22 protein-coding genes are annotated in these 24,831 nt (G+C 45.3%); 12 read left to right on the top strand and 10 right to left on the bottom strand.

Annotated elements, in window-relative coordinates:
* Positions 1-215 precede the first annotated feature (215 nt).
* Positions 216-701, top strand: a complete 486-nt coding sequence (gene msrC / locus H4O21_RS09175; RefSeq protein ID WP_182808561.1) for a free L-methionine (R)-S-oxide reductase MsrC — start codon at positions 216-218, stop codon at positions 699-701.
* A gap of 113 nt (positions 702-814) precedes the next feature.
* Here the strand turns inward: msrC and H4O21_RS09180 are convergent, their stop codons facing one another.
* The 3 genes from H4O21_RS09180 to H4O21_RS09190 form a co-directional block, all read right to left on the bottom strand.
* Positions 815-1,558: an amino acid ABC transporter ATP-binding protein gene (locus H4O21_RS09180; protein ID WP_368737539.1), complete on the bottom strand. Its 744-nt coding sequence runs from the start codon at positions 1,556-1,558 to the stop codon at positions 815-817.
* A complete protein-coding gene (locus H4O21_RS09185) occupies positions 1,551-2,501 on the bottom strand; it encodes an amino acid ABC transporter permease (protein WP_182808562.1) in 951 nt (316 codons plus the stop codon). The genes H4O21_RS09180 and H4O21_RS09185 overlap by 8 nt, the downstream gene beginning before the upstream one ends.
* A 99-nt stretch (positions 2,502-2,600) precedes the next feature.
* Positions 2,601-3,410 (bottom strand): transporter substrate-binding domain-containing protein, encoded by an 810-nt coding sequence (locus H4O21_RS09190; protein WP_182808563.1) that lies wholly within the window; start codon positions 3,408-3,410, stop codon positions 2,601-2,603.
* A 497-nt stretch (positions 3,411-3,907) separates the two neighbouring features.
* On the opposite strand from H4O21_RS09190, the gene H4O21_RS09195 reads away from it, so the two are divergent.
* Positions 3,908-4,117 (top strand): hypothetical protein, encoded by a 210-nt coding sequence (locus H4O21_RS09195; RefSeq protein WP_182808564.1) that lies wholly within the window; start codon positions 3,908-3,910, stop codon positions 4,115-4,117.
* A gap of 128 nt (positions 4,118-4,245) precedes the next feature.
* Positions 4,246-5,061 carry an exodeoxyribonuclease III gene (gene xthA / locus H4O21_RS09200; RefSeq protein ID WP_182808565.1) on the top strand — a complete coding sequence of 272 codons (816 nt, stop codon included), beginning with the start codon at positions 4,246-4,248 and terminating at the stop codon, positions 5,059-5,061.
* Positions 5,062-5,215: 154 nt separating this feature from the next.
* Here the strand turns inward: xthA and gbdR are convergent, their stop codons facing one another.
* From gbdR to gbcB, 4 genes are all read right to left on the bottom strand, one after another.
* A complete protein-coding gene (gene gbdR / locus H4O21_RS09205) occupies positions 5,216-6,352 on the bottom strand; it encodes a choline metabolism transcriptional regulator GbdR (RefSeq protein ID WP_182808566.1) in 1,137 nt (378 codons plus the stop codon).
* Positions 6,353-6,982: 630 nt separating this feature from the next.
* On the bottom strand, positions 6,983-7,699 hold the full coding sequence (locus H4O21_RS09210) for a 3'-5' exonuclease (protein WP_182808567.1): 717 nt from the start codon (positions 7,697-7,699) through the stop codon (positions 6,983-6,985).
* The gene (locus H4O21_RS09215) at positions 7,696-9,576 is read right to left on the bottom strand and encodes a DUF294 nucleotidyltransferase-like domain-containing protein (protein WP_182808568.1); all 1,881 of its coding nucleotides are present in this window, start codon (positions 9,574-9,576) and stop codon (positions 7,696-7,698) included. The genes H4O21_RS09210 and H4O21_RS09215 overlap by 4 nt, the downstream gene beginning before the upstream one ends.
* A gap of 148 nt (positions 9,577-9,724) precedes the next feature.
* Entirely contained in the window at positions 9,725-10,855 is a 1,131-nt protein-coding gene (gbcB, locus tag H4O21_RS09220) for a glycine betaine monooxygenase reductase subunit (RefSeq protein ID WP_182808569.1), read from the bottom strand.
* Between the two features lie 343 nt (positions 10,856-11,198).
* Between gbcB and gbca the strand changes: the two genes are divergently transcribed.
* The 9 genes from gbca (at position 11,199) to H4O21_RS09265 (ending at position 20,976) form a co-directional block, all read left to right on the top strand.
* Positions 11,199-12,470, top strand: a complete 1,272-nt coding sequence (gbca, locus tag H4O21_RS09225) for a glycine betaine monooxygenase oxygenase subunit (protein WP_182808637.1) — start codon at positions 11,199-11,201, stop codon at positions 12,468-12,470.
* Positions 12,471-13,010: 540 nt separating this feature from the next.
* The gene (locus tag H4O21_RS09230) at positions 13,011-13,742 is read left to right on the top strand and encodes a DUF6602 domain-containing protein (RefSeq protein WP_182808570.1); all 732 of its coding nucleotides are present in this window, start codon (positions 13,011-13,013) and stop codon (positions 13,740-13,742) included.
* Between the two features lie 92 nt (positions 13,743-13,834).
* Positions 13,835-15,571: an ATP-dependent nuclease gene (locus tag H4O21_RS09235; RefSeq protein WP_182808571.1), complete on the top strand. Its 1,737-nt coding sequence runs from the start codon at positions 13,835-13,837 to the stop codon at positions 15,569-15,571.
* A 147-nt stretch (positions 15,572-15,718) separates the two neighbouring features.
* Positions 15,719-16,705 carry a hypothetical protein gene (locus H4O21_RS09240; protein WP_182808572.1) on the top strand — a complete coding sequence of 329 codons (987 nt, stop codon included), beginning with the start codon at positions 15,719-15,721 and terminating at the stop codon, positions 16,703-16,705.
* A gap of 85 nt (positions 16,706-16,790) precedes the next feature.
* Positions 16,791-17,228 carry a GNAT family N-acetyltransferase gene (locus H4O21_RS09245; protein WP_182808638.1) on the top strand — a complete coding sequence of 146 codons (438 nt, stop codon included), beginning with the start codon at positions 16,791-16,793 and terminating at the stop codon, positions 17,226-17,228.
* Positions 17,229-17,838: 610 nt separating this feature from the next.
* Positions 17,839-18,114 (top strand): hypothetical protein, encoded by a 276-nt coding sequence (locus tag H4O21_RS09250; RefSeq protein WP_182808573.1) that lies wholly within the window; start codon positions 17,839-17,841, stop codon positions 18,112-18,114.
* A gap of 229 nt (positions 18,115-18,343) precedes the next feature.
* A complete protein-coding gene (locus tag H4O21_RS09255; RefSeq protein ID WP_182808574.1) occupies positions 18,344-18,655 on the top strand; it encodes a hypothetical protein in 312 nt (103 codons plus the stop codon).
* Between the two features lie 505 nt (positions 18,656-19,160).
* A complete protein-coding gene (locus H4O21_RS09260; RefSeq protein WP_182808575.1) occupies positions 19,161-20,417 on the top strand; it encodes an EAL and HDOD domain-containing protein in 1,257 nt (418 codons plus the stop codon).
* 148 nt (positions 20,418-20,565) lie between these two features.
* Positions 20,566-20,976, top strand: a complete 411-nt coding sequence (locus H4O21_RS09265) for a hypothetical protein (RefSeq protein ID WP_220495590.1) — start codon at positions 20,566-20,568, stop codon at positions 20,974-20,976.
* A gap of 541 nt (positions 20,977-21,517) precedes the next feature.
* Here the strand turns inward: H4O21_RS09265 and H4O21_RS09270 are convergent.
* From H4O21_RS09270 to H4O21_RS09280, 3 genes are read right to left on the bottom strand one after another with little or no spacing between them, the layout of a single operon-like run.
* On the bottom strand, positions 21,518-22,696 hold the full coding sequence (locus H4O21_RS09270; RefSeq protein WP_182808576.1) for a TonB-dependent receptor: 1,179 nt from the start codon (positions 22,694-22,696) through the stop codon (positions 21,518-21,520).
* A complete protein-coding gene (locus tag H4O21_RS09275) occupies positions 22,689-23,888 on the bottom strand; it encodes a methanobactin export MATE transporter MbnM (protein ID WP_220495591.1) in 1,200 nt (399 codons plus the stop codon). Before H4O21_RS09275 ends, H4O21_RS09270 begins: the two co-directional genes overlap by 8 nt.
* Complete coding sequence (locus H4O21_RS09280; protein WP_182808577.1) at positions 23,888-24,784, bottom strand: MbnP family copper-binding protein; 897 nt, start codon at positions 24,782-24,784, stop codon at positions 23,888-23,890. Before H4O21_RS09280 ends, H4O21_RS09275 begins: the two co-directional genes overlap by 1 nt.
* Positions 24,785-24,831 lie beyond the last annotated feature (47 nt).

Consider the following 24,831-nt stretch of genomic DNA (forward strand, 5'->3'; position numbering starts at 1 on the left):
TCTGGCTATCTCATCATAAATGCTTCTTTCCTTTCCGGCAGCATGCCGGAGAGGAAAGTAACACAAATATCGAATCTTTTCTCAGCCTGGCTCGCACAACAGGCAACCTGGTATTACTCGTTTTTACGTCATCTTCGGCCATCATGGAAATCAGTAGCAAAGCCCATTATTATCTCTACTATTAAAACCATTTAAAAAACATGTAAAGGTTAAAGATGGCAGAAAATCTGATTATTGATAAAAGCAAAAGCAGAAAAGACAGATATGAAGAGCTGCTTCCACAGATTGAATCACTTATCTCTTATGAGGATAACCTGATCGCCAATCTGGCGAATGTTGCAGCTTCACTTAAACAGACATTCGATTTTTTCTGGGTTGGTTTCTACATCACTGAAGATCAGGAAACTCTGGTGTTAGGGCCATTTCAAGGCCCCATCGCTTGCACTCGCATCCCTTCAGGTAAGGGTGTCTGCGGGACAGCAATGGCTAAGGCCTGCACCCTTCTGGTTCCCGACGTTGATCAATTCCCCGGACATATCGCCTGTAGCAGTGACTCAAAATCGGAGATCGTTGTGCCAGGCTTTAAAGATAATAAAGTCGTTCTGATTCTGGACATTGATAGCGACAAAGTGGAGGACTTTGATGAAACCGATCAGGTCGCCCTGGAAACACTCATGCGCATTATTGAAGCACGCCTCTGACATACTCATCTATACATGGCAAAAGATTAGCAGAACGGATCACCTGAATCATAAAAAAACGCCTGTCAGTGCTGACAGGCGTTTTTATTTTTCTGTATCAAAAAAATACAGTCTTACAGAACCTTGGACAGGAACTGCTTCAGACGCGGATGGCTCGGATTATCGAAGAAGGCTTCTGGCTTTTCATCGACCAGCAGTGCGCCATCTTCCATGAACAGCACCCGGTCAGCCACTTCACGGGCGAAGCCCATTTCATGAGTCACCACAACCATAGTCATCCCTTCTGCTGCCAGACCTTTCATGACATCCAGTACTTCACCGACCATCTCAGGGTCCAATGCAGACGTTGGCTCATCAAACAGCATGATATCAGGGCGCATAGCCAGAGCTCGGGCGATAGCGACACGCTGCATCTGTCCACCTGACAGCTGAGACGGATAGTTATCCATACGCTCAGCCAGACCTACTTTGTACATTAACTCGCGGCTATGCTCTTCTACCTCTTTTTTGTCGCGTTTAGCAACAATACGAGGAGACAACATAACGTTTTCCAGAGCGGTTTTATGCGGAAACAGGTTGAAGTTCTGAAACACCATACCTACATTTTCACGTAGTTTATTGATGTTAGTATCTTTGGCATACATGTCGATGCCATCAACAACCAGTTTTCCGTTCTGGATTTTCTCCAGCTGGTTCAGAGTACGCAGAAAGGTTGATTTACCAGAACCTGACGGCCCGACAATAACAACCACTTCGCCACGATGAACTTCAGTGGTGACATCCTTCAGTGCATGCAGCTTGCCGTAATATTTATCAACGCCTTCTGCAATAATGATTTTTTCAGGTGTATTAGTCACTGGCAGATAACCTCTTTTCAAGACGCTGAATAGCCCACGACAGCGCACTGGTCAGTACCAGATACAACAGGGCAACGGTAAACCAGACTTCGAATGGCGCAAAGCTGCCGCTTACTACCTCACGACCGGCTTTGGTCAGATCGGTAATCGAAATCACAGACACCAGTGAAGAGTCTTTAATCAGGTTAATAAACTGGCCAGCCAGAGGCGGCAGAGTACGTTTAAAGGCCTGTGGCAGAATGATGTAAATCATCGCTTTCGGGTAGCTCATACCCAGAGAGCGTGCGGCTTCCATCTGACCGACAGGAATCGACTGGATACCAGAACGAACAATCTCTGCAACATAGGCTGCGGTAAATACTGACAGTGCAATAACACCAGCGGTGAAGCGCTCCAGATCCAGTACCGTGCCAAAAAAGAAGTACATAATAAAGATCTGTACCAGCAGAGGCGTTCCCCGGATCACCTCAATATACAGAATCGCAAGGTTACGTACTGCCGGGTTTGCGCTGATACGCATCAGGCCCACCAGAAGGCCCAGTGCCAGAGCAATAACCAGGGAGTATAAAGAGATCTCGATAGTGACTATCAGACCCTCAATAATAGGTCCAGTCTGCCAGTCATCCAGCGTGGCGATAATATCGCCTTCAAAAATGAGGTCGCCTTCAGCGGCTACCATAGTGCTGTATTCGGTAACAATAAAGGGATCGTCACCACTATCCAGCACCAGTTGCAGAGATTTTCCATCGCTGCCCAGTTCTAAGGTGCCATCACCAGGTGCAGCAATCTCTTGCGGTTCAGTATTGATGATATAAGGTGCGACGCGATCCCAGCGCCACGTGTAATCGATTTTACCGCTGGCCAGGTACACAGAGTATCCCATGGCGAACACGATAGCGGCAAAAACAATATTCCATAGCCAGACTCTCTGCTGATCTTGCATAACTTTTTTAAGCCCTGGAATGTTGTATTAATATAAAGATAAAAAAATACAACCCGGTCGCACCGGGTTGTATTCACATGTCAGCAATAGCAAGTATTCTTACTGAACCTGTTTCAGCCAGGCATCAGATTTGAACCACTTGTTATATACACGCTCATAACGACCATCGCCTTTAATCTGACGCAGGTAGTTATTCAGGAAGTTCAGGAAGTCAGGATCGTTTTTACGGATCGCCCAGCCCAGTGGCTCATAGGTGAACGGTGTCTCAATGTGAGATACCTGACCCTTGTTCTGAGAAGAGTACAGAGCGTTGAATGGCAGATCGTATACGAAAGCATCAGCTTTGCCGTTAGCCACTTCCAGTACAGCGTCAGCCTGAGTTTCAAACAGGCTGATGTTTGCCTTACCGATCAGGCGTTTAACCGCTGCTTCACCGGTTGTACCCAGTTTGGTTGCAACCGTGTAGTTACCATTGTTCAGGTCTTTATAGCTGTTAACTTTACCTTCCAGCTTAGGATTCAGCAGGATGGTCTGACCGATAACAACATACGGGTCAGCGAAGTTAACTTTCAGGTTACGCTGAGGCGTGATGGTCATACCGCCCATGATAACGTCACACTTGTCTGTCAGCAGCGCAGGAATGATACCATCCCATGCCGTGTTAACCGGAGTAAACTCAACACCCATGTCTTTGGTCATCATTTTAGCCAGATCGATATCAAAACCGATAAAATCGCCATTCTTGGCTTTCATTTCGAAAGGCATATAACCCGCATCGAAACACACTTTCATTGCGCCACGATCCAGGATGTTGTTCAGAACAGAGTCACTTGCACTAGCGGTGCTGAATGCCGCACTTGCACCAACCAGCGTCACGGCTGTTGCAACAGACTTCAGAGTTTTCTTCATGTGATAAACCTTATATTTTATTTTTTTACCGCATACGCTCATCAGGCGAAGACCTTTTGTTACCCTGGTACGACCAGAGAGGTATTGCTAAAGAAATATATTGCATATGCGGAATCGTTATTGATTATCACGGCTATGACTGGCAAGTTCAATAGATGGATAGCAATTATGTTGCACCGGTATTAAATTTCGGACGATTCTACTAACTTCATTGATCTGTAATGATATTTTTTCTTTTATATGAAAATTATTATATTTACATGTACTTGTTGAATACCTGTAATCACAAGTCATCGGGTGTCGGTGAGGTATTCGGTTCTTGAGCACAATTCGCCTCTGGCCTAAAATGCCGCCCCCGACTAGCATAAAGCTAATCATAAATACCTGAATGAATATTCCTCTGCAAAGGTTGTCGTATTCTCTGATGACCAGCCAGAGAATATCGCAATATATTATTTCAGGCTGGCAAGAAACTAATTCACAGTGAGTATTTGTATATGTCACGTGCTAAGAAAACCCGCTCGCTGAAAGGCAAAGCTAATATCCGTACCGGAAAAAAAGACGACTTTAAAAAGTGGCGTGAAGAGCAGGCTGAGCTGGGCGGCCGTCCAAAAACCCCCAATCAGAAGAAAAAAGCGAAACAGCGTAAAGAACAGGCCGCTAAAAAACTGGCCCGCCTGGGAATAAAAAAAGAGAGCAGCGAATAATCAGAAAATGATATCTACTCCGGCAGGTTATTGAGCCGCCTGTTTCCGGATAAGCCATCAGGTGTCAGTATCCTGACCTCGAAGCGTAGTCAGAACTGGTATAAGTGAATTTTAAAGGAAGACTGCCCGTGAAAATTATCAGCTTCAACATCAACGGTATTCGTGCTCGCCTGCACCAGATTCAGGCCTTAATCGATCAGCAGCAGCCGGATGTTATAGGCCTGCAGGAGATCAAAGTACACGATGACGCCTTTCCTCTGGCCGATATTGAAGCGATGGGCTATCACGTCGAATACTTCGGACAAAAAAGCCATTACGGTGTCGCTTTAATGTCGAAAAAGGCTCCTGTTGCAGTACGCAAAGGCTTCCCCGAAGATGGCGACGACGCTCAGCGCCGAATGATTATCGGTGATTACCAGGCTGACGATGGTAGTATTGTGACAGTGATGAATGGCTATTTTCCACAAGGAGAAAATATCAGCCACGAAATAAAATACCCTGCAAAACGTAAGTTCTATGCCGATCTGCAGAAGATGCTGGAAGGTGAATATGATAACCAGCAACAGGTTGTGGTGATGGGGGATTTTAATATCTCCTCTACCGATCTGGATATTGGCATTGGAGAACCCAATCGCAAGCGCTGGCTGCGTACCGGTAAAACCAGCTTTCAGCCAGAAGAAAGAGAATGGTTTGACCGCCTGCTGGGCTGGGGCTTAACAGACAGCTATCGTGAGCAGCATCCGAATGACAACAGCCGTTTCAGCTGGTTTGACTATCGCAGCAAAGGCTTTAACGATGAGCCTAAACGAGGCCTTAGAATTGATACTCTGCTGGTAACCGCACCTCTGATGGAGAAGTGTATAGCAACCGGTATTGATTATGATATCAGGGCAATGGAAAAGCCGTCTGATCATTGCCCGGTATGGGGCGAGTTTAAATTCTGAGACCGTTATACAATCACCTGAAAGCGCATAGCTTTCAGGTGACTGGTATTTTTTATCCCAGACTCAGGTCATCGGCTTACCGACAGAATAAAAAGCACCGGCTATCTCTGACAGATAACCACAGAAAAACCGGTGATCTTATTGCTCACGACACTCAGCAGGCTGCAGGAATTACCAATGCAACCGAGCCGAAGCTGGGTTCAACCTGAGCACAGACGAGAGCCGCTCTGGCCCGGTCTGTCGTTTTTGGCAGCGCGTCATCAATCAGAGAATCCTGGATAACTGGCGTCTGGGCGACACCAAACTCATTTTTACGCTCATCCCTGGGCGATACGCCTATATGCTTTCGATAGCAGCGACTGAAGTGAGGCGTAGATATAAAGCCACAGGCCGCGGCTATCTCTACAATCGACATATTAGACTGTTTCAGCAATTGTCGCGCTCTGTCCAGGCGTAACCTCAGATAGTAACGGGAAGGAGAGCAGTCCACATATTTAAGGAACATCCTTTCCAGCTGACGCCTTGATACATCAACAAAACAGGCCAGCTCATCCAGGCTGATCGGTTCTTCCAGATTGTTTTCCATCAACTCAATCACATCGACCAGCTTAGGTTTAGACTCTCCTGATTTATGCACCTGTCGCAGAGGAATACGCTGCTGATCCTGATCACTGCGAATACGGTCACAAATAAACATATCAGAGACAGCTCTGGACAGATTCGAACCATGATCGCGGGTAATCAGACTCAACATCATATCAAGTGGTGCATTACCACCGGATGAAGTCAGACGCTTATTATCAATAGTGAACAGGCGATTATTACAGTGCACCTTAGGATATCTCTCCTGCAGCGCCGCCATACACTCCCAGTGAATGCTGCAATCATACCCATCCAGTAAACCGGCATGCGCCAGCACATATGCACCGGTACAGATCCCGCCAAGAGCGACCCCTCTGCGGGCCAGCGACTGCAACCACTGAACCTGAGCCGTCGTGTAGCTTCGTGTAATATTAACGCCGCCAACGACCAGCACCATATCCAGCTCACAAACGTCTGTAATTGAGAAGTCAGAATTAAAACTCAATCCATCACTGGCAGATATAGAATCACCTTTCTCAGAAACGATATGCCAGCTGTATAGCTCTTCCCCCGATAACTGGTTCGCCATTCTGAGAGGCTCGATGGCAGAAGCCAGAGCCATCATTGTAAAGTTGTCCAATAAAAGAAAACCGATGCGAGTGATCTTTTTTGGAGCTGAAGCAGGATTAAGGTCCTTAGTCGTTAACATACTTGTGCCCTCTTCAACGTTTATCCTGCTATTGGCAAAAAATGGGCCATCCAGACGGAAACGTTGGTATTTTTTATTATTTCAGGACTTAACGTCAGGTGATTATTTCAGGACTTAACGTCAGGTTTAGTGTTTTTATCTCCTCAAAGGCATCTCACTTTTGCTTACTTAAAGCAAAACACCCCTTGAGGGTAATAGTATGGCAGGTTCTGATTTTAGTCATGCAAAAAGCGGCGAAAAAATTGCTCAAAAGCGACAATAAAGCCTGAAAATGATTGACTAATGTTACGAGATCACTTTTTTATTCACACATATAAAACTCTGATCTGACCTGGTGATTGTTTTCTATTATTCAGAACATACACTCATGTCAGTAGCAAAAAATGGTAACCCGATACCAGAATCAGCCATCATGAAAAATATTTTGTATCATCCCGATAGCAGTAACAATACAGGTTATGCATCAGAGTGGCGCACTTTTCAACAGCGATGCCTTATTGTGTACCATCACCGGGTTGCCCCTTACTCTGACAGCCTTAATCGCGGGCCGCATATACCTGATACCAGAAAAAGAATTTTGATATCCTCCAGCCACTGGCAGGGCAAGATGACAAGCGTTTGTTCAGACCTTCAGCACCAGATAGCAGAAATCGGAGTATCCTCAGTATAACGATGCCGTATTTGTGCTTGCAGTAATTCGGCGGTGGCTATGGCATCGGTCAGCGCATGATGCTGGCTATAGCGAGGCAGGCTGTAACGCACCCGAGTGTCTGAAAGGCGAATTGAGGTTGGACGACGTCCAATCAGGCGATAGAGTACCCGTGACAATTTTTTTCGGTGAATACGAGCTTCCAGCTCCATAGTATCAACAACCGGAAAGCTGATACCTTCTTTAATACGCTGCCTGAAAGCGCTATCCAGAAAGGGACGTTCAATATCCCGGAAATGAACGACCACGACCCTCCCGGCAATCGCTTCCAGTACAGCACCGCTGACTTTGCCCAGATCCGGTGCATCATCTATATCAGTATGGGTAATACCGTGGTAAACCACGGATTCTTCCACCAGAGGTTTTCTCGGCTTTAATAACCAGTGGCGCGCCTCTCTCAGACGAACCCGGTTCAGATCAAAAGGCACCAGACCGATACTGACAATTTCATCGTGATCGGAATCCAGCCCGGTTGTTTCAAAATCCAGCGCCACAAAAGGGGTTTCGGATAGCGGAGTATCCGGTGAAATACAGCCATGTTCATAAAACGTTCGCAACCGGCTATCAGAACACACCAGAGCCTGCTCTTTAAAAAACAGCGGCCAGTCCATTGCGGCGTTCACATCTTCCCGTTTCATTTCTGCTTCCTGGTGTAGGGGTAACGGAACTTCAGGAAGCGCTGACTGTTACTCAGAACCTGAAACGCTTCTTTCAGATTGCGGCGTTCAAAATCAGACAGGTTTTCTGGCTCGATATTATTGTCAGGCCGACGCTCAGCCTCAATATCCAGCACCTGATGACGAATCCGGACCATAGAGATAAATTCCAGAGCATCTTTCAGATCGGTACCTCGTCCTTTCGGCAGAATATCGGCTTTGATAATGTCGTCCAGGCGCTCAAAAGAGTTCTGCGCGCGGGAGCCGACGGCCAGTGCATGCACCCTGATCAGGTCAGCAGTGGGTGCCGTACCCCGTCGCTTCAGATTGATGGAGTTACGGTGCTCCCCATCCTTTTCCATAACAAAGCTTTTGAAAAAGCCCAGAGGAGGAGTACGACTCAGAGAGTTACGTGCCAGGCAGCCCAGAAAGTGAGGAGACTTTCTGGCGCGACGAACAATAAAAGTATTCAGCTGATCAGCCCATTTGGTTTTGCCCCAGACACCGTCCAGGTCAAAAAAGATGGAGCTATTCAGCAAAGCTTCCGGGTCAGGATTATCGATCCAGTCCGCAAAACACTCTTCCCACTGTTTACGGGTTTTCCGCCAGCGAGGATTGGTGGCCATAATGCCGCCACTGCAATAGCTATAACCACAGGCATTCAGCCCATCACTGACAAACTGTGCCAGCGCTTCAAAGTATTCCCCATGCCGCGCCTTGTCGTAACTATTATCCAGAATCAGAGCGTTATCCTGATCCGTGACCACCAGCTGTTCATCTCTGGCCATAGAACCCAGCGCCAGAAAACAGTAACGTACCGGTGGCCGTCCCAGTTTATCTTCCGCCAGTTCCAGTAAACGCTGTTTAAAGCTACGACCAATAACAGCCATAGCGCTACCGATCATATGGGAGTTAGCATCTTCATGGACCATGCGTACAAAGCAGGATTTTACATCCTTGCTGAGCTGAACCAGCTCTTCCAGAGTCTGACGGCGCAGAATATTGCTGACCATATACAGACTGCTCTGGGATTCGTAACGAATAATATCTGACGTGGCCAGTACGCCCAGAGGGCGCCCGTTATCCAGAACAGGCAAGTGATGCAGATTGTAGCGCAGCATAGTCAGCATGGCTTCAAAGGCATAGGCATCATCATCCAGAGTAACCGGGTCGCGGGTCATCGCTTCTGTCACCGGAGAATCCAGATCCAATCCGGTAGCCACCACCCGATTGCGTAAATCTCTGTCGGTCAGGATACCCGCCAGTTCAGGCTCGCCGTATTCATTCAGCGCAGACGTCATAATCAGCAGGGAAGACACACTCTCTTCAGACATTTTCTGAGCGGCCTGCCGGATTGTCGCTTTATCATCCAGGTGCACAGATTCCCGGCTGATCAGCGCCGTTACCTTAGATATCATCAGCTCATTGCTTTCGTTATGCCTTGAAACAGCATTACTTAAGCGCGACCGATCATCGACCTCAACAAAGTCAGAAAAAGACTGATAGCGTTCGCACAATTCCGTAAACACACGTTCAGGAATAAAGTAAATCAGGGAGTCTTCAAGGGTTCTGGAAGGCAGGCGTATCTTATTCCCCATCAACAGTCCAAGCTGACCAAACAGATCACCGGTACTTAATCGGTTATACAGATCGCCATTACGACGATAAATTTCTATAGCACCACTACGAATCATGCAGAGTTCATGGATCTTGTCACCGAACTTAAAAACTTCGCTGCCCGCACGGTAGTAACTAATCTCAATCTGACAAGCCACATTATTGACGACCTCTTCGGGAAGCTCATTAAACGGCGGGTATTGCGCCAGAAAGCTGGCAATTTCTATCTGCTCGGATTCCATAGCATAACTCGGTAGTAACGGGGGATAAGGTGAGCACCTGCTCTGATAACTCAATAAGGAGGTTGCTATCTGAAAAACACGTTATAACAATCAGTATACCCGGAGTGAACAGGAGTAGCAGGCACTACTCCTGACTTTACTGACCGGATCAGTATTCAACAACAACATCACCTTCCGGTACACTACAGCAGGATAAAACGTAACCGGCTGCAACATCATCATCAGTGATACCGCCATTATGCGTCATAGAAGCCTCACCTTCTTTGACCAGCACTTTACAGGTACCACAGATACCCATACCACAGGCTTTTGGAATATTCAGATTCAATCGGGCTGCCGCAGAGTGGATCGTTTCGCCCGGCGCGATGCTGACACTTTCCCCATTGTTAGAGAAAGTCACTTTAGTCATATCCGACTTGGTCAGTGCATCCGCTTCTTCCTGAGCGATTTCCGCATCTTCAATGGCTTTTTCTTCAACGCCCGGAGGTGCCTCACCGAAGGATTCTTCATGGTAACGATCCATATCGAAACCATTCTGTTGCAGAAGATTCTTCACCGCATTCATATATGGCGCAGGGCCACAGCAATAAACCTCACGCTCCATAAAATCCGGGGCGATCATTTCCAGCTTGGACTGATCCAGATAGCCACGGTAGCCATGCCATGCCTGGCCATTTTCAATCCGCTCAGCAATCAGATGCAGGCTGAAATTATGGACCCGTGAAGCCATATGCTCCAGCTCACGACGGAACACAATATCATCCGGTGTTCTGGCACTGTGGGAGAACACCATATCGACATCAGCATTGGTATCAAACCACCAGCGGGCCATCGACATAACTGGCGTAATACCCACACCACCGGATAACAGCAGCACTTTCTCTGCCGGAGAATCAATGCAGTTAAAGATACCAACAGGGCCGTGTACTGCCAGCTCCTGACCTTCTTCCAGATTATCGTGTAACCAGTTTGAAACCAGACCACCCGGATTTCGTTTAACAGTAATAGAGAAACTGTAAGGCACAGAAGGCGAACTGGAGATAGTATATGAGCGCATTACCTGCTGCTCATCAATTTCCAGCTCCAGGGTGACAAACTGACCCGGTTTGAAAAAGAACATAACGGGCTGCTCTGCCATAAAGCAGAATGTACGTACATCCCGGGTCTCCTGAATTACCTTTACGCATCGGACCACATGGCGTCCGTTTACCCAGGTTTGGGTATTAACCGGAATAAAGCTGTCAGAGTTGGCTGGGCCAGGGGCAATTGAAGTAGTCATCTTGTTTCTCTCTTAAAAAAGGCGGTCCTACACCGGCAGGCTTTATTCTCTGCTCTCCCTTCCCATCTGAATTAACCATTTACGACACTTAGTTGCTTATTACGACCACCTCCCTGCGGGCTATGACTGGCAGGTCGATTTATGTACAGGCCTATGTCGCAATTGGTCATTCCGCCGGTGAAATCCTGGGCAAGAATAATCACCAATGGCAATGCCACACACTTTGTAAGGCAATGTCCAGATAACGATTAAAACCTATGAACAACAAAAATATCTGACATAAATAGTCTGAACAAAAAGCCTGGGCTCGTTCAGACATATGAGGACACGTAAGATGAGCAAGATGAACCAGATTGATTTGCTGAACACCACCTGCCCAACGCTCGAAGAAGCACGCAAGGAAATGTCCAGGCTGTTAGAAGAGAGACCGTCAAATTACTCTCTGCCACAACCTTTATATAACGACCCTCACATGTTCCGTATTGATATGGAAGAGGTATTCCAGAAAGAGTGGCTGTTTGTAGGTATGACCAGTGAAATCCCTGCAAAAGGTGATTACTTCACGGTTGAAATCGGCCAGAACCCTGTTCTGGTAGTGCGTGATGCAGATGGCGATGTACAGGCTTTCCATAATACCTGTCGTCACCGTGGATCTCGTATTTGTCAGGAACATCGTGGCAAAGTCGCTAACCTGATCTGCCCTTATCACAAGTGGGCGTATGACCTGAAAGGTAACCTGCTGTTTGCTGGCACCGAAATGGGCGACGCTTTTGATATGAAGCAGCATGGTCTGAAAAAAGCACACACGAAAGTGGGCGGCGGCTTTATCTTTATCTGCCTGGCGAAAGAAGAGCCAGAAGGTGATTTTGACGACTTCCTGAAAACAATGGATGAGTACATGGAACCGTATGATGTGGAGAACACCAAACTGGCTGTTGAATCCAACATGTACGAGCAAGCAAACTGGAAGCTGGTCATCGAAAACAACCGTGAGTGCTACCACTGCCACGGTGGTAACCACCCAGAACTGCTGAACACCCTGCTGGAATGGGATGATACCAACGACCCACGTGCGCCACAGGAGTTCCTGGATCAGTACGCCCGTCAGTCTGCAGAGTGGGAAGCGGAAAACATTCCTCACGAACGTCGTGATCATGGTAACAACCGTAATCGCGTTGTGCGTATGCCTCTGCAAGAAGGCAAAAAAGTAATGACACTGGACGGTGAGTCCGGCTGTAAGAAAATGCTGGGCCGTATTAAGAACCCACACCTGGGCTCTATGCGTATTCTGCACCTGCCTAACTCCTGGAACCACATGCAGTCAGACCACTTCATTGTGTTCCGTGTACTGCCGATTTCTGCACAGGAATCCATTGTGACAACCAAATGGTTTGTACACAAAGATGCGGTAGAAGGCGTTGATTATGACGTAGAACGTCTGCGTCTGGTATGGGATGCAACAAACGACCAGGATCGTGTTCTGGGTGAAGAAAACCAGCTGGGTATTAACTCTGTTGGTTATGAGCCTGGCCCATACTCTGAAACATTCGAATTCGGCGTAATCAACTTCCTGGATTGGTACAGCGATACAGTCCAGAAAAACCTGAAGGACTGATTCAGCCCTTCGTTACATAGCGCTCAAGCAATGAGTAGTAACACTTAAACCCTCGGAATTTGCCAGCAAGGAAACTTGCTGGCTTTTTTTATGCCTGAAAACAGAAAACCCTGACAGCGGGACAGACAGAAAACTTAAAAACAGGAGCTTTTCAGAGACGTCTTAACCGAACGATTAGTACAAATACTTAATTTCCCTTAATATTTTCATCCAATAAACATATATAAAAACTGGCCAAATATACAGTATATTCTGCGAGATTTATATAATTTTTCTCGGATAATCTGTCGCAATGTCTGGTTTGTGGGTGTATTATTTTTCTATGTTTAAGCAAATCAAAATATTGCAGCTTTCATGAAAACAAGGCGAGCATGCGTTGATTGGAAATAACAGACATACTCGTTTTCAGGGATGAGAAAGCAAAGATATTCTATTTTCCTCACCCTGAACAGCTAGTTATAACATTCCTCATTAAAGTAAAAGTTCGACAAGACACGCATACGTGATATTAAACGTATGTTTATTATAAGGATAATAAACATGAATCCGGTAAAACATACAATCCAATCTAGAATTAATTCCTTGAAAGAAATTTCTAAAGGGTTTGATGCAATTAATCATAGTGCGACTAAAGGAACATTAAGAGAAAATGGACTAATTGAATTTTTCAAAGAGGTTATACCCTCAAAACTTTCAATCTCTTCGGGCATAATTTGTGATGCTTCAGGTGGTGTTAGTAATCAGACAGATTTCATCGTATATGATAGAGGCGTGTTGCCTCCTTTATTTCTATCAAGTGAGATCTCGCTAATTCCTGTGGATTCAGTTTATTTGACTGCGGAAATTAAATCTAACCTGAGAAAAAAAGACTTAGATCAAATTAGTGATGCCAGGAAAAATTTCACTAAGTTAAAACTATCATCATTTTCTGATGAGTCAGAAAATAAATCCGATGTTAAAATTCCCACGGTCGTTTTAGCTTACGCTACCGATATTGCAGAAAACACTTTAGTTAAATGGATGGAAAAAGAGGAAGGAGTTGTATCCATCTGTGTAATCGATAGATTTACGCTTAGTAAAGAAAGAGATAGCATTAAAAAACATGAGTATTCATCAGAGAACAAACTCAACAATGAGACACTAATATTTATTTCTCAACTATTCAACCATTTAAACATTGAAATAACAAAAACCAGACCAAAATCCAATTGGGAAGCTTACATTTTAGGAGCTAAAGAATTTGCCAAAAAACATGGTATAACAATGAAATAACAAACCTTTTAAAATGCCATTTGATGGCTTTAGCATTGCATTTATAACACCTTAACGGGGCACTATAATAACTCATCTGGCAAAATAACAATATGACTCACTATATAAAAAAAATTGAAATCAATAATTACAAGTCTTGTAAAGAGCTGGCTGCCACCCTGACTCCATATACACCTCTAGTTGGTTACAACAACGTTGGTAAATCGAATATTCTGAGTGCATTAGAATGGTTGGTTAAAGATAAACTGCTAAGTGAGGGAGATTACAATGATATTAATCTTCCAGTTATCGTTGAAGGTGAGGTTGTTGGTGTTACTGAGGACGTACTGCAACGTCTAAATGAAGAGCATCGAGAACCACTTAGACCTTATATAGAGAACGGTGTGGTTAAAATAAAAAGAACCCAACCAGCCAATGCTACCAAGAAAGCAGAGATTAAGCTCGAAATCTTCAATTTCGAGGGAGGGCAATATGCTAAGAACCCAAGAGGTATTTGGAACGCAATAAAAGCATTGTTTCCTGAACCAATTAAAATTGGAGCGATGGAAAATGCAGCTGAAGATGCTGGTAAGTCAAAAAGTACATCCACTATTGGTAAGTTACTAAAAGAACTTAGTACAACATTAGCTGAAAACCATACATCTGTTGTTAACAGGCACTTAAATGCAATCAATCGTCGAATGGGAGCGGATGGCAATCGGCGCTTAGATGAGTTGACGGAAATTGATGACTCAATAAATGCAAAGGTAGAAAACCTATTTCCAGGTATTAGTTTAAGACTTCATTTTGATGTTCCTGACTTTAATGAAATTTTCAATGCAGGCACTGTGAAAGTGTATGAAAATGATACCGAGGGACGAGATGTCGCTTCATATGGTCATGGTGCTCAACGTTCAGTGCAGATGGCACTAATACAACATCTCGCTGAAATTAAGAAGAACGCTGAATCACCAACAACAACATTGTTGTTGATAGATGAACCAGAGTTATATTTACACCCTTTCGCAATTGAGCAAGTCCGTGAAGCGCTACATGTATTGTCGCAAAATGGATATCAAGTTCTTTATAGTACTCACTCAGCTCAGATGATTACTGCTGAACGCGCCCAGCATACTTTATTCGTTCGCAAGACTGATGTCATAGGTACACATATCAGAACACCTCTGAGAGATGCACTTGAAAGAGCTGTTCCAAATACGGAAGCACAAGCGGGGCACCTGTTCTCTTTAAGCCAATCAACACAGATATTGTTTGCAAATGAGGTTGTTCTCACTGAAGGAAAAACAGAACTCAGGTTGCTCCCATTCTTGTACCAACAGATCAAAGGGAAGACACTTGGCCAAAGCAATGCAGCACTAATTGAAACTGGTTCTGTAGATAATATTGGCAAAACAATGAGCATATTGCATGAAATGGATCTGCCTTCGAAAGCTATTGTTGACTTAGACTACGTTTTCAAAGGGGCAATACATAGTAACTACATCGATCGCGACGACGAAGATTTAGCTGTTTTGAAGCAGCTATTACGAAGTTTACGTGATGATAATGTTATTGAAATGCGCGGTGACTTACCTAATGCAAAACATTGTGAAACTATGGCTCAAGATATACGAAGTCATGATGCAATAAACTCCCTGCATAACAAACTTAAATCTAGGAATATTTGGCTGTGGAAGTTAGGGGCTATTGAAGCGCACCTTGGCTTGAGAGCAAAAAATGAACATGAATGGGCAAGGTTTAAGGCTAATACTGAAAATCCAGAGATTGGTCTAGAACAGACTTGCACTGATTTTATTAGTGTACAACAATTAGTTGAATGGCTTGAATAACTTCTTAGAATAAACAATTCAAGAAGATTCAAAATGCTCTGCACTTTGGGTTTAAACCAAATTTAATGATGACACCACCATATTTCAGGTAAGATGGTGGTGTTGCTCACTACTTAATTGAGCATTAATTATCTAGGGAGTTAAGTGATGCACCTTCTGGCACAGATAGCAGAAGAAATTAATAAAAAAGCTAATAAATACGAAATTGGGAATTTACAAAGTATTCGTAAGGAAATAGGTGGTCTGTCTCGACTACCATCTAGCCGGCTTTTCGATCAAAGGACTATATTCGAAGAATGGGGTTGGCACTACGGTGGTAGAAAGGAACTACAATTTAATATAGGTATTGAAGGGGTTGACCTTAGGTATGGAGTTGCTTTCTCACTTGAGTGCAGCCAGTCTCTGCCAAGCATAGATATTATAATACCCAAAATAGCACTATTTAATGAGTATTTATCTGATCATGGAGAGCATTTCTCTGATTTAAAAATGTGGCACTACCAAGGTGACAGAAGTCAAGATTATATGCCTTCTTCAATTCCTCTGGAGTTGGTTCGAGAAGGAGTCTTTATATTTCTCGGTGGTAAGCAAAATAAAAATTGCGTAAATTACTCTCTTATCCTTGAAACATTCGACCGGCTTTTACCACTTTATCTTTTCACTGAGACGGCTGGGTATGAGGTTTTCGATAAAAACCATGATAATGGTTTTCACTTCAAAGCAGGCTGTTCAATAAAAGCTTCTTCTACGTCGAGCTCTTTAGCTGAAAAGGAATTAAATATACTATTAAGACATAATGATATTCAGTACAAGCTTTATAAAGAGTTATCTGTAATATATGGTAAGGAAAATGTTGGTACAGAAGTTAAGGTTAATGGCCTAAGTATTGATCTCGTTGTGAAAGAGGATGACGAATACTGGTTCTATGAAATAAAAACATCTTCCACAGCTAAGGCATGTATACGGCAAGCCTTGGGACAAATAATGGAATATTCATATTGGCCTGGCCATCAGCAAGCAAAGAAGTTAGTTATTGTTGGTGAAGTTATGGCAACCGAGGAAGAGACTAAATATCTTGAATTTTTGCGCAATGAATTTGACATTCCAATTGAATATCAAGCAATAAATGCTTAACAAGCCAATCGACTTCGTACCTTTGGCGTCGGACACGCTAACGAGTGTCGGCTATTTAGGCGTCATATAGTATGATAAATTCAAAATAACTCAAACCTCAGATATTCCCGTCCTATGCAATCTGCTTGAGTCTTTATTCAGTCAGGAAGCTGAATTCAAACCTGACCGGGATTTACAGGCACAAGGATTAAGATCAGTCATCGAGAATGATAATGTCGGGGATATTTTAGTTGCTCGGGATAACGGCAATATCGTTGCCATGGTCAATATTTTATACACGGTATCCACGGCTCTGGGTGCTCGCGTTGGAATACTGGAAAATATGGTGGTATCTGATGCAGTCCGGGGTTCTGGTATTGGGAGTCAGTTACTCGAACAAGCGTTAATATTCGCCAAAGAAAAAGGCTGTCAGCGCATTACTTTGCTCACAGACCATGACAATACGTTAGCTCATACGTTTTACCAAAAGCATGGTTTTGATCTTTCTACTGTGGTGGTGTTTCGTCAAACATTGGACTTTTAAGTCAATCGCGACAAATCCTGCCAGTTACTTGTTTATCTTCAGTAAGATCCACACAAAAACACCAGATAGCAATTGCATTCAATCACTATCTGGTGTTTTATTGCTTGCTAATCTAATCAACAAAAGGAGTCCGCCTATCGCAAGCATTTAAATCTCACAAGCGCTACCCCTGAGTGTTTCGCACGCACCCAGAGGCAGCTAACCATCACCGATATTCTAGGTATCAATAAATGGCTTCGAACAATATTACGCCAGAGCTTCGCTCGGCTAAAGAAAAATTTATTCTTTATTTTCATGATCTTACGGCCTGCAATCGCATTTGCGGCGTCAGGTTTTTTTACGCCTTCAATTCTTTCCGGCTCTCGGGTCTGAACCTTCATTTTCCGTCGTTTTTTCATTATCGGGATGTTTTATCCCGAGGTGTTTTGACGTCTGGACGTGTCCTTGTTTTATCGGATTTTCGGCGTTATTCGCCTGCTTCGGGTCTATGGCACGGGTGTTATGCCCGGCTTAAATCCAGATCGGCGGTATTCGCGGTTAATCCATTCAAAACACTGATCCCTTTCAGCCAACAGGATAGCTATCTTGAAAACCACCGGAGGTTTACGTTATGAACCCGAGTCACAATGTCTCTGATATTAAAGACGGAGAGAAAAAAGAAGGCGTTGATCCACTGGATATGCACCAGCTCAGTCAGGCCTTTGAGTGTTTCCGTCATCGCAGCGCGTTTGTGATGACCGCACTGGGGCATATGGCCTTTAAAAATGAGCGCTCTTTGCATCATAAAGATGCAGCTTATGGGGCGGGCTATTTTATCTCTGACCTGATGGATGAGCTGACACTGATCCAGAAAATGGTGGATAAAGATCTGAAAACTGGCGATTAAACGTTAACCCTGTTTCTGAATGGCAGGGTGTTGAGTGATTTAAATGCTTTGCCGGTAGGAACTCCACCGGTGCCGTATTCTGTGGAGAGAATACGGCACTTACGGTGTCGCGCGTTGCTATCGGAATGATATTAAAGCCACCGATGCGTACAGGACGGGCTAATCGGGCTGTTTTGTCTGATTAAGCCGTATGGTTCTGCTATGCGGTGGACTGGTAACGAGGGATTGTATGATGTTACCCAGAGGCTGGTACAAAACCAGCGAGATTAGCGTCTGGTTACTGAGCGATAAATTAGACCAGGCCATAGGAAAAAGTCACGTCTTATACGGTCGATCACTTCGAATTATTGCTCACGAGGATCTGGTCAATAGCGGTCGGTTACTGTGCTGGCACCCGGATGAAGAGAATCTGTACACGCTGCTGCAACTCAGCTGGGCGCAGAATTCATCTGAGCTGTGTCATGCCCCGCCCATTGTAGAGATGCAGGGCAGCTTTCAGGATTTTCTGGATTATACCGAAGCGGAACAACTGAGCGATTGAACCTGGCTATCAGGCTGGTGGGAGGCTGTTGCTATACTGAAAGACTATCAGCCCCCATACAGCCGTTAACCCGTAGCAGAAGGCGATGATGATTGTGAACTATGGCCAATCTATCAGAGGTTGTGTCTGCTCCGGTTCAAAGGCCAGATAAATGATAATGCGCAAATCCTCAGGATTGACCAGCAAGGAAACTTGCTGGCTTTTTTTGTTGGGAAAACAGTTCAGTCTGACAAAATAAAGCGCTATTCTCGTTATGGCATGGTGTCTGAGTGCCAATACGTCTGCAACCGTTCAGAAGTTTGCGCGCAGCAGGCATCTTCTGGCTGACTCATATAAAAATTATAAAACAGGAAACTAATGTACACTTAAAGGGGTGTCTGCTTTTGTAACTAGCTGTTTTTATTTAAACACCATCAGGCTGCCAGCTATTTTCAGCCATCACAGGTAACGCAGTTATTTACGACAATAAGATAGTCTGTTTTGAACAGTATTCAGAGATCTGGTTATGACTTATCAAGAGAATTATTCTGCAGTTGTTGCTCAGGAGAATTATTGCCTGGCACGACAGCCCATTTGCAATACAGAATCTGAAACAGCCGCTTATGAGCTTCTGTACCGCAATAACCCTGATCAGACAGATGCACGGGTCAGCTGTCCCCACGAGGCAACAGCAAGAGTTCTGACACTGGCCTTTATGGATATTGGTATCAGGCCTCTGGCCGGAAAGCTTCCGGTGTATGTTAATATGACCGATGAGCTGTTGCTCAGAAAAGATATTTTGCCGAAGCCTGCTGATCAGATCGTGCTTGAGGTGCTGGAAGATATTCCTCCCACACCTGAAATCCTGGACGCTCTGAAAGATCTCAAGTCTCAGGGTTACAAGATTGCTCTTGATGATTTTGTGCTCAACCCGAAAACCCGCGCATTTCTGCCTTATGCTGACATTATTAAGCTGGATGTGATGTCCTGCTCGCGCGCGACTCTTGAAAAAAGAGTCTCAATATTGAAAAAACAGTCTGGCATCGTATTACTGGCAGAAAAAGTGGAAACCTGGGATGAGTTCCATGAATGCAAAGCAATGGGATTCGACCTGTTTCAGGGCTATTTCTTATCCAGGCCTGAAATATTGAATAATCGGCCAAAGTCAGATAGCGGTATGCTGATCGCCCAGCTACTGGCCGAAATTTATAAGGCAGACCCGGATGTGGCTGAACTTGAGAAGCTGATCTCCAGAGATCCTCAGCTTTACTATCGAATCATTAAATATGTCAACTCAGCGCTTTACTCTTTGCCTAATGAAATCAGCAGTCTCAGGCATGCCATCACGTTGTTAGGACTGGATCAGCTAAAAAGAATTGTCAGTATGCTGGCTCTGGCGGGTTCCAGTAAGCGTGCGCCATCTTTGATGCCTGTTGCATTAATTCGGGCAAAAATGTGCCAGAACCTGGCGGAAAGCAGAGGTGAACAGAACGCTGAGTCATTCTTTACCATCGGCCTATTATCCATGTTAGATGCTTTTTTTCAGCGCCCGATGGACATGATTCTTGAGGATTTACCTCTTCAGAAAAGCATCAAGGAAGCGTTATTAACCCATTCCGGTAAAGGTGGGGAAGTTCTGGACACTGTCATTACCTATGAAAAAGGTATGTGGGAAGACCTGAGTTCATCTGAAGAGCAAACAATACTAACCAATGCTTATATCCAGTCTGTCATCTGGGCCGATGAAGTTTCCGGGATCACGTCACTGGCAAAGGGTAAATAATGCCTCTGTTATATACTGCGTCTATTAATGCTATTCTGGGGCAATTAAATATCCAGGCGCAGCCCGTTTCGGGCTTGCGGTTCAATACCTGACAGCGGGTTCTGAAAAAGACAGGGCGCTCTGAATGAGCGACACAAGGAAATACAGCATGATGAAACAAATATCTCTGGCTGGTTTACTATGCTTGCTGACAATGACTTTAACGGCCTGCGCAGGTACGACAAAAGATAGCCACAATGCGTCTTCTGCAGATACTGCCGCAAAAATGACACTGTCTGAACGCGCCTACTCTCTGAAGACACGGGAAAGCTGTGAAGCTGAAGGCGGCACCTGGCAGCGGGTTGGCCTGGCAAGACGCTTGTCTTGCATTCTGCCAACAACGGATGCCGGAAAAGCCTGCACCGATGGCAGCCAGTGTCAGGTTGCCTGCATGCTGAAAGAGAGGAATATTGCTCCGGGTACACCTGCCACCGGGCAATGCCACGACTCAACACAGCGCTTTGGCTGTCGGGCATATGTCTCCGATGGCAAAGCCGGTCATGTACTCTGTATTGATTAGCGTCGGATCAGGGCAGGCAACGCATTATGATGTCAGCAAAGTGGATGAGGCTAATACTGCAGTGAAATGCAGCCTTTGCAGAGTCGGCTGATTGTCCAGCCACCATGATGATCATGATACTTGAAGTGATTACGGTTTTTTCTCTGCTGGCATCCCGGACACAGTGTCAGTCCGTATGCTGCGGTCTGGATTCGTCTGTCAATCATATGCTGCTGAGCTGTCGTGATATGCAATCTCGCTGCCATGCGCTTTATCTCCCGAATCGATCATTGTTTAGCTCATGTTATGACTTAAGAGAACATCTTTTTTCTGTGTCGTTTATGACAGATATCAAAAGGTATAGCGCATTGCCAGACTTTTTGCCTGCTCTGAATCGTTGAAATTGACGAATGATTCGCAGGCAAAGCCAGAAGATACAGCAAAATACAGGATATACATCCACTTATGCCTGATGAATATTGAGTTTGCAGATTCGATTAATTCTGAATCGATCAGAATATTGTCGATACTCAATACGCATCTGCCAGCCACGCAATGGGGATTATAATGTTTCTGCTGAGAAACGTAGCTGATAGCTCAGGCCGCCATACCAACCCCGATCTTTATTTTGCCACTGATCGTCATAGTATCCGGCATTCAGAGTCCAGACCTGATTGGAAGCAGGAGTCCAGCTGGCTGAAAACAAAAGATTAGCGGGTGTTTTATCAATGGGCAGTGCCAGGGCGGATATCAGGCTCTGGTGCCCGGAGCTTGTGCCATCAGTGGTGATCTGATCATATCGGCCTGCCAATGCCCACTCTTTATTCAGTTGATAGCGGATAAGCCCATAACCACCATAACTGTTATCGTCCAGCTGGAGCAACTGATCTGATGTAGTGATTCGGGCATCCTGCCAGCGTTTAAAGACTTCTGTCTGTATTGTCCATTGCTGCCAGTTCCAGGCCGCAGACAGCATCAACTGCTGCAGATCGCCTTTCAGTTGATAGCTAAGATCGGAATTACTGTGAGAATGACCATCACCGGATTGATAATTCTGATCTGAGTTCAATAAAGCAATTTTCAGGTCCAGATGCCCTGATTTTTCAAGATTGATCCCGTGGTCCAGATAGACAACCTGTGTCAGGCTGAACTGATCGTTATCCCGCTGGCCTGCCAGAGTGTTCTCACCGGAAAAGACCTCCAGTGCGACCCTGGTATCTTCAGAAATCGGAAACTGTAACTGAATCCCGTCGTCTCTGAGTTCTCCCCCCATAAATGCCTGATAAACAAGAGGGGCCGACGGTGCAATAAGTTCATTAAAGCCGGATTGGTTATAAAATGCGGCAGAAGAATAAAACCGCCCCAGTTTCACCGTGATTGGGCGCTCAGTGCCTGAGACATTAAAGTGGCCCTGAATAAATCCCTGATCAACTTCCAGTTCTGAATCACCACCATGACTATGGTTACTGATAGCAGCATGGGCCAGCCAGTTATTGTCGATGGCACTGGTGGCACTGAATTTAACATCAGCCGAGCTGATGCCGTTGTCCGGTGCTTCAGCGGCATCCATCACAGGTGTCAGCAATAAGTAGCGCTTATCCGGCACTCCGGCCATCAGATGCTGCTCTATTTCCAGCTCCAGGCCTATGCCTGTATCCGGGGTATTTACCTTGTTGCCATGAGCATGTGACAGTACAGGCAGGCTCAGTAATAACAGCCCATATAATTGTGTATTATTCATAAGGATTCGAGAAACGTTCATCACTGTTAAAACGGTGATCGGTTAAAGACTTCAGGAAATTAAGCAGGTCCTGTTTTTCCTGCTCTGTCAGGGTAAAACCACCAACAAAGCCACTTTTATTCGGGTTTTTGCGGCCATCGCCGGTTGGTACGCCATTAACCGTAGTGGGTGCACGCCCTCCAGCGGCATAAAACTCAATCACTTCTGCAAGAGTGCTGATAGAACCGTCGTGCATATAGGGTGCAGTAACTTCAATATTTCTCAGTGAAACAGGACGGAATTTGCCTTTATCTTCTTCTTTACCGGTCAGTTCATATAAACCCTGATTACCCTCCGGATAGCTGCCGTTGCCATCCAGGTTGTATAAGCCGTTGTTAAAGAAAGGCGCTTCAAAAAATACGGTTCCACTGTGCAGTGTAGATTGCGAAAAATTAAAACCGCCATGACAGTGAAAGCACTCTGTTTTTTCATCAAAAAACAATGCTCTGCCACGTTGCTGAGAGGCGGTTAATGCGCTGGTATCTCCACGCTCATAACGGTCAAAGTCAGAGTTAAACGACACCATGCTGCGAATAAAAGAAGCCAGTGCCTGACTGATATTACTGAAGTTGATCGCATCAGCGCTGTCCGGCCAGGCCTGGGCAAACATTGACTGATAATCCGGGTCGTTACTTAAGCGTAATAAAATCTCTTCCCGGTTCAGATCATTAATCCCCAGCTCAACCGGAAACTCAGCAAACAAAGGCACCATATGCTGATCTGACAGAGTAGTCAGTGAGTGATTACTCCAGGTGAAAGTTGAGTTGTAAGCCACATTGAGTAAGCCCTGAGAGTTTCTGGCCAGCTGTTCACCGGTTGATCCTGTGGGCAAAGCGACACCATCAGCAAAACCAAGAGCTTGCTCATGACAACTGGCACATGACTGGGTCTGATTGCCTGATAAACGATTGTCGTAAAACAGATGGCGTCCCAACCTGACTTTCGCTTCCGACATAGGGTTATCTTCAGGCACGAAAGGTTCAGGAATCGTATCCGGAATGGCAAAATCAAAATCGCTCTGGCTGGCTGTAAACTCTTCATGCTGCCAGTCTGAACTACCACCACAGGCTGTCAGAACAAGGCACGCACTGAGCGTGCCTGCCAGCTTCAGCCTGGCTGAAACAACCCGGTGACTGAACTGTATCTGACTCATCAGAGTGTTTCCGATGCAAAAAATGTCTGGCTGGTATCGGATAAGCCAATATTGGCCAGAGGACCGGCACAATCGGGATCAGCAGCACCAGACATACAACCGAATGGCATCGGTGTACTGGATGACAGATTAGTGCCTGACATCAGACGTCCATAATCCAGAGTGACTTGACTGGCTTCGGTATCGAAACTGTTCAGAGTAATGGTAGGGCGATTCGGATTGGCACAGGTGACCGTTTCTCCGGTTGTCGGGTCACCAGAGCAATCTGTACTTCCCAGATGGAAGAACCATTTATTAGTGCTTTGCTCTGTACCTTCACCGTCGGTATAGGTGTAAGGCGTCGCCAGATCAATATCTATGCGAGCATGCTTATAACCACTTTGCCAGCTCCAGAATAGTCCGGCGATGTTCAGAGGAGAAGCCGCGGCAGCCTGATCCTGGTGATTCAGATCACCCGGAACACCTACACTGAACTCAAGCCCGGTATAGTTTCCTTCCGCAACGCTGCCAATAATCTGCATATTGGTTTCAGTCGTGCCACCACAGGAACCATCTCCGGTTTCAAAATCCAGCAGCGCTACATTATCAGTCTGCCAGATACCATCATTGGTCAGTGACACAGCATGGCGATTGCCATCAGCATCAATTAACTTCACATCATGCAGATAAACACGAAAATCAGTAAAACTGGCCTGAGATTCCTGAGTACCCAGTCCACCATACGTTGTGGCGCAGGAAAATGGCTGGCCGTTCACTCGGGCTGCAAAGTGAATCGAGACATCCTTCTGAGCACTGTTAGCGGCGTTATTATCACTATTATTGCTACTGCCGCCACCATTACAACCTGCCAGTATGATAGAGCCTGACAGCAGGCTTAGCGCCATTATCTTTCTCATTGTTTTTCCTCCTTTTGAGAAGGAGGGATACTAATCAGAAAACGCGC

This window comes from Oceanospirillum sediminis (assembly GCF_014164585.1).
Lineage (GTDB): Bacteria > Pseudomonadota > Gammaproteobacteria > Pseudomonadales > Halomonadaceae > Oceanospirillum > Oceanospirillum sediminis.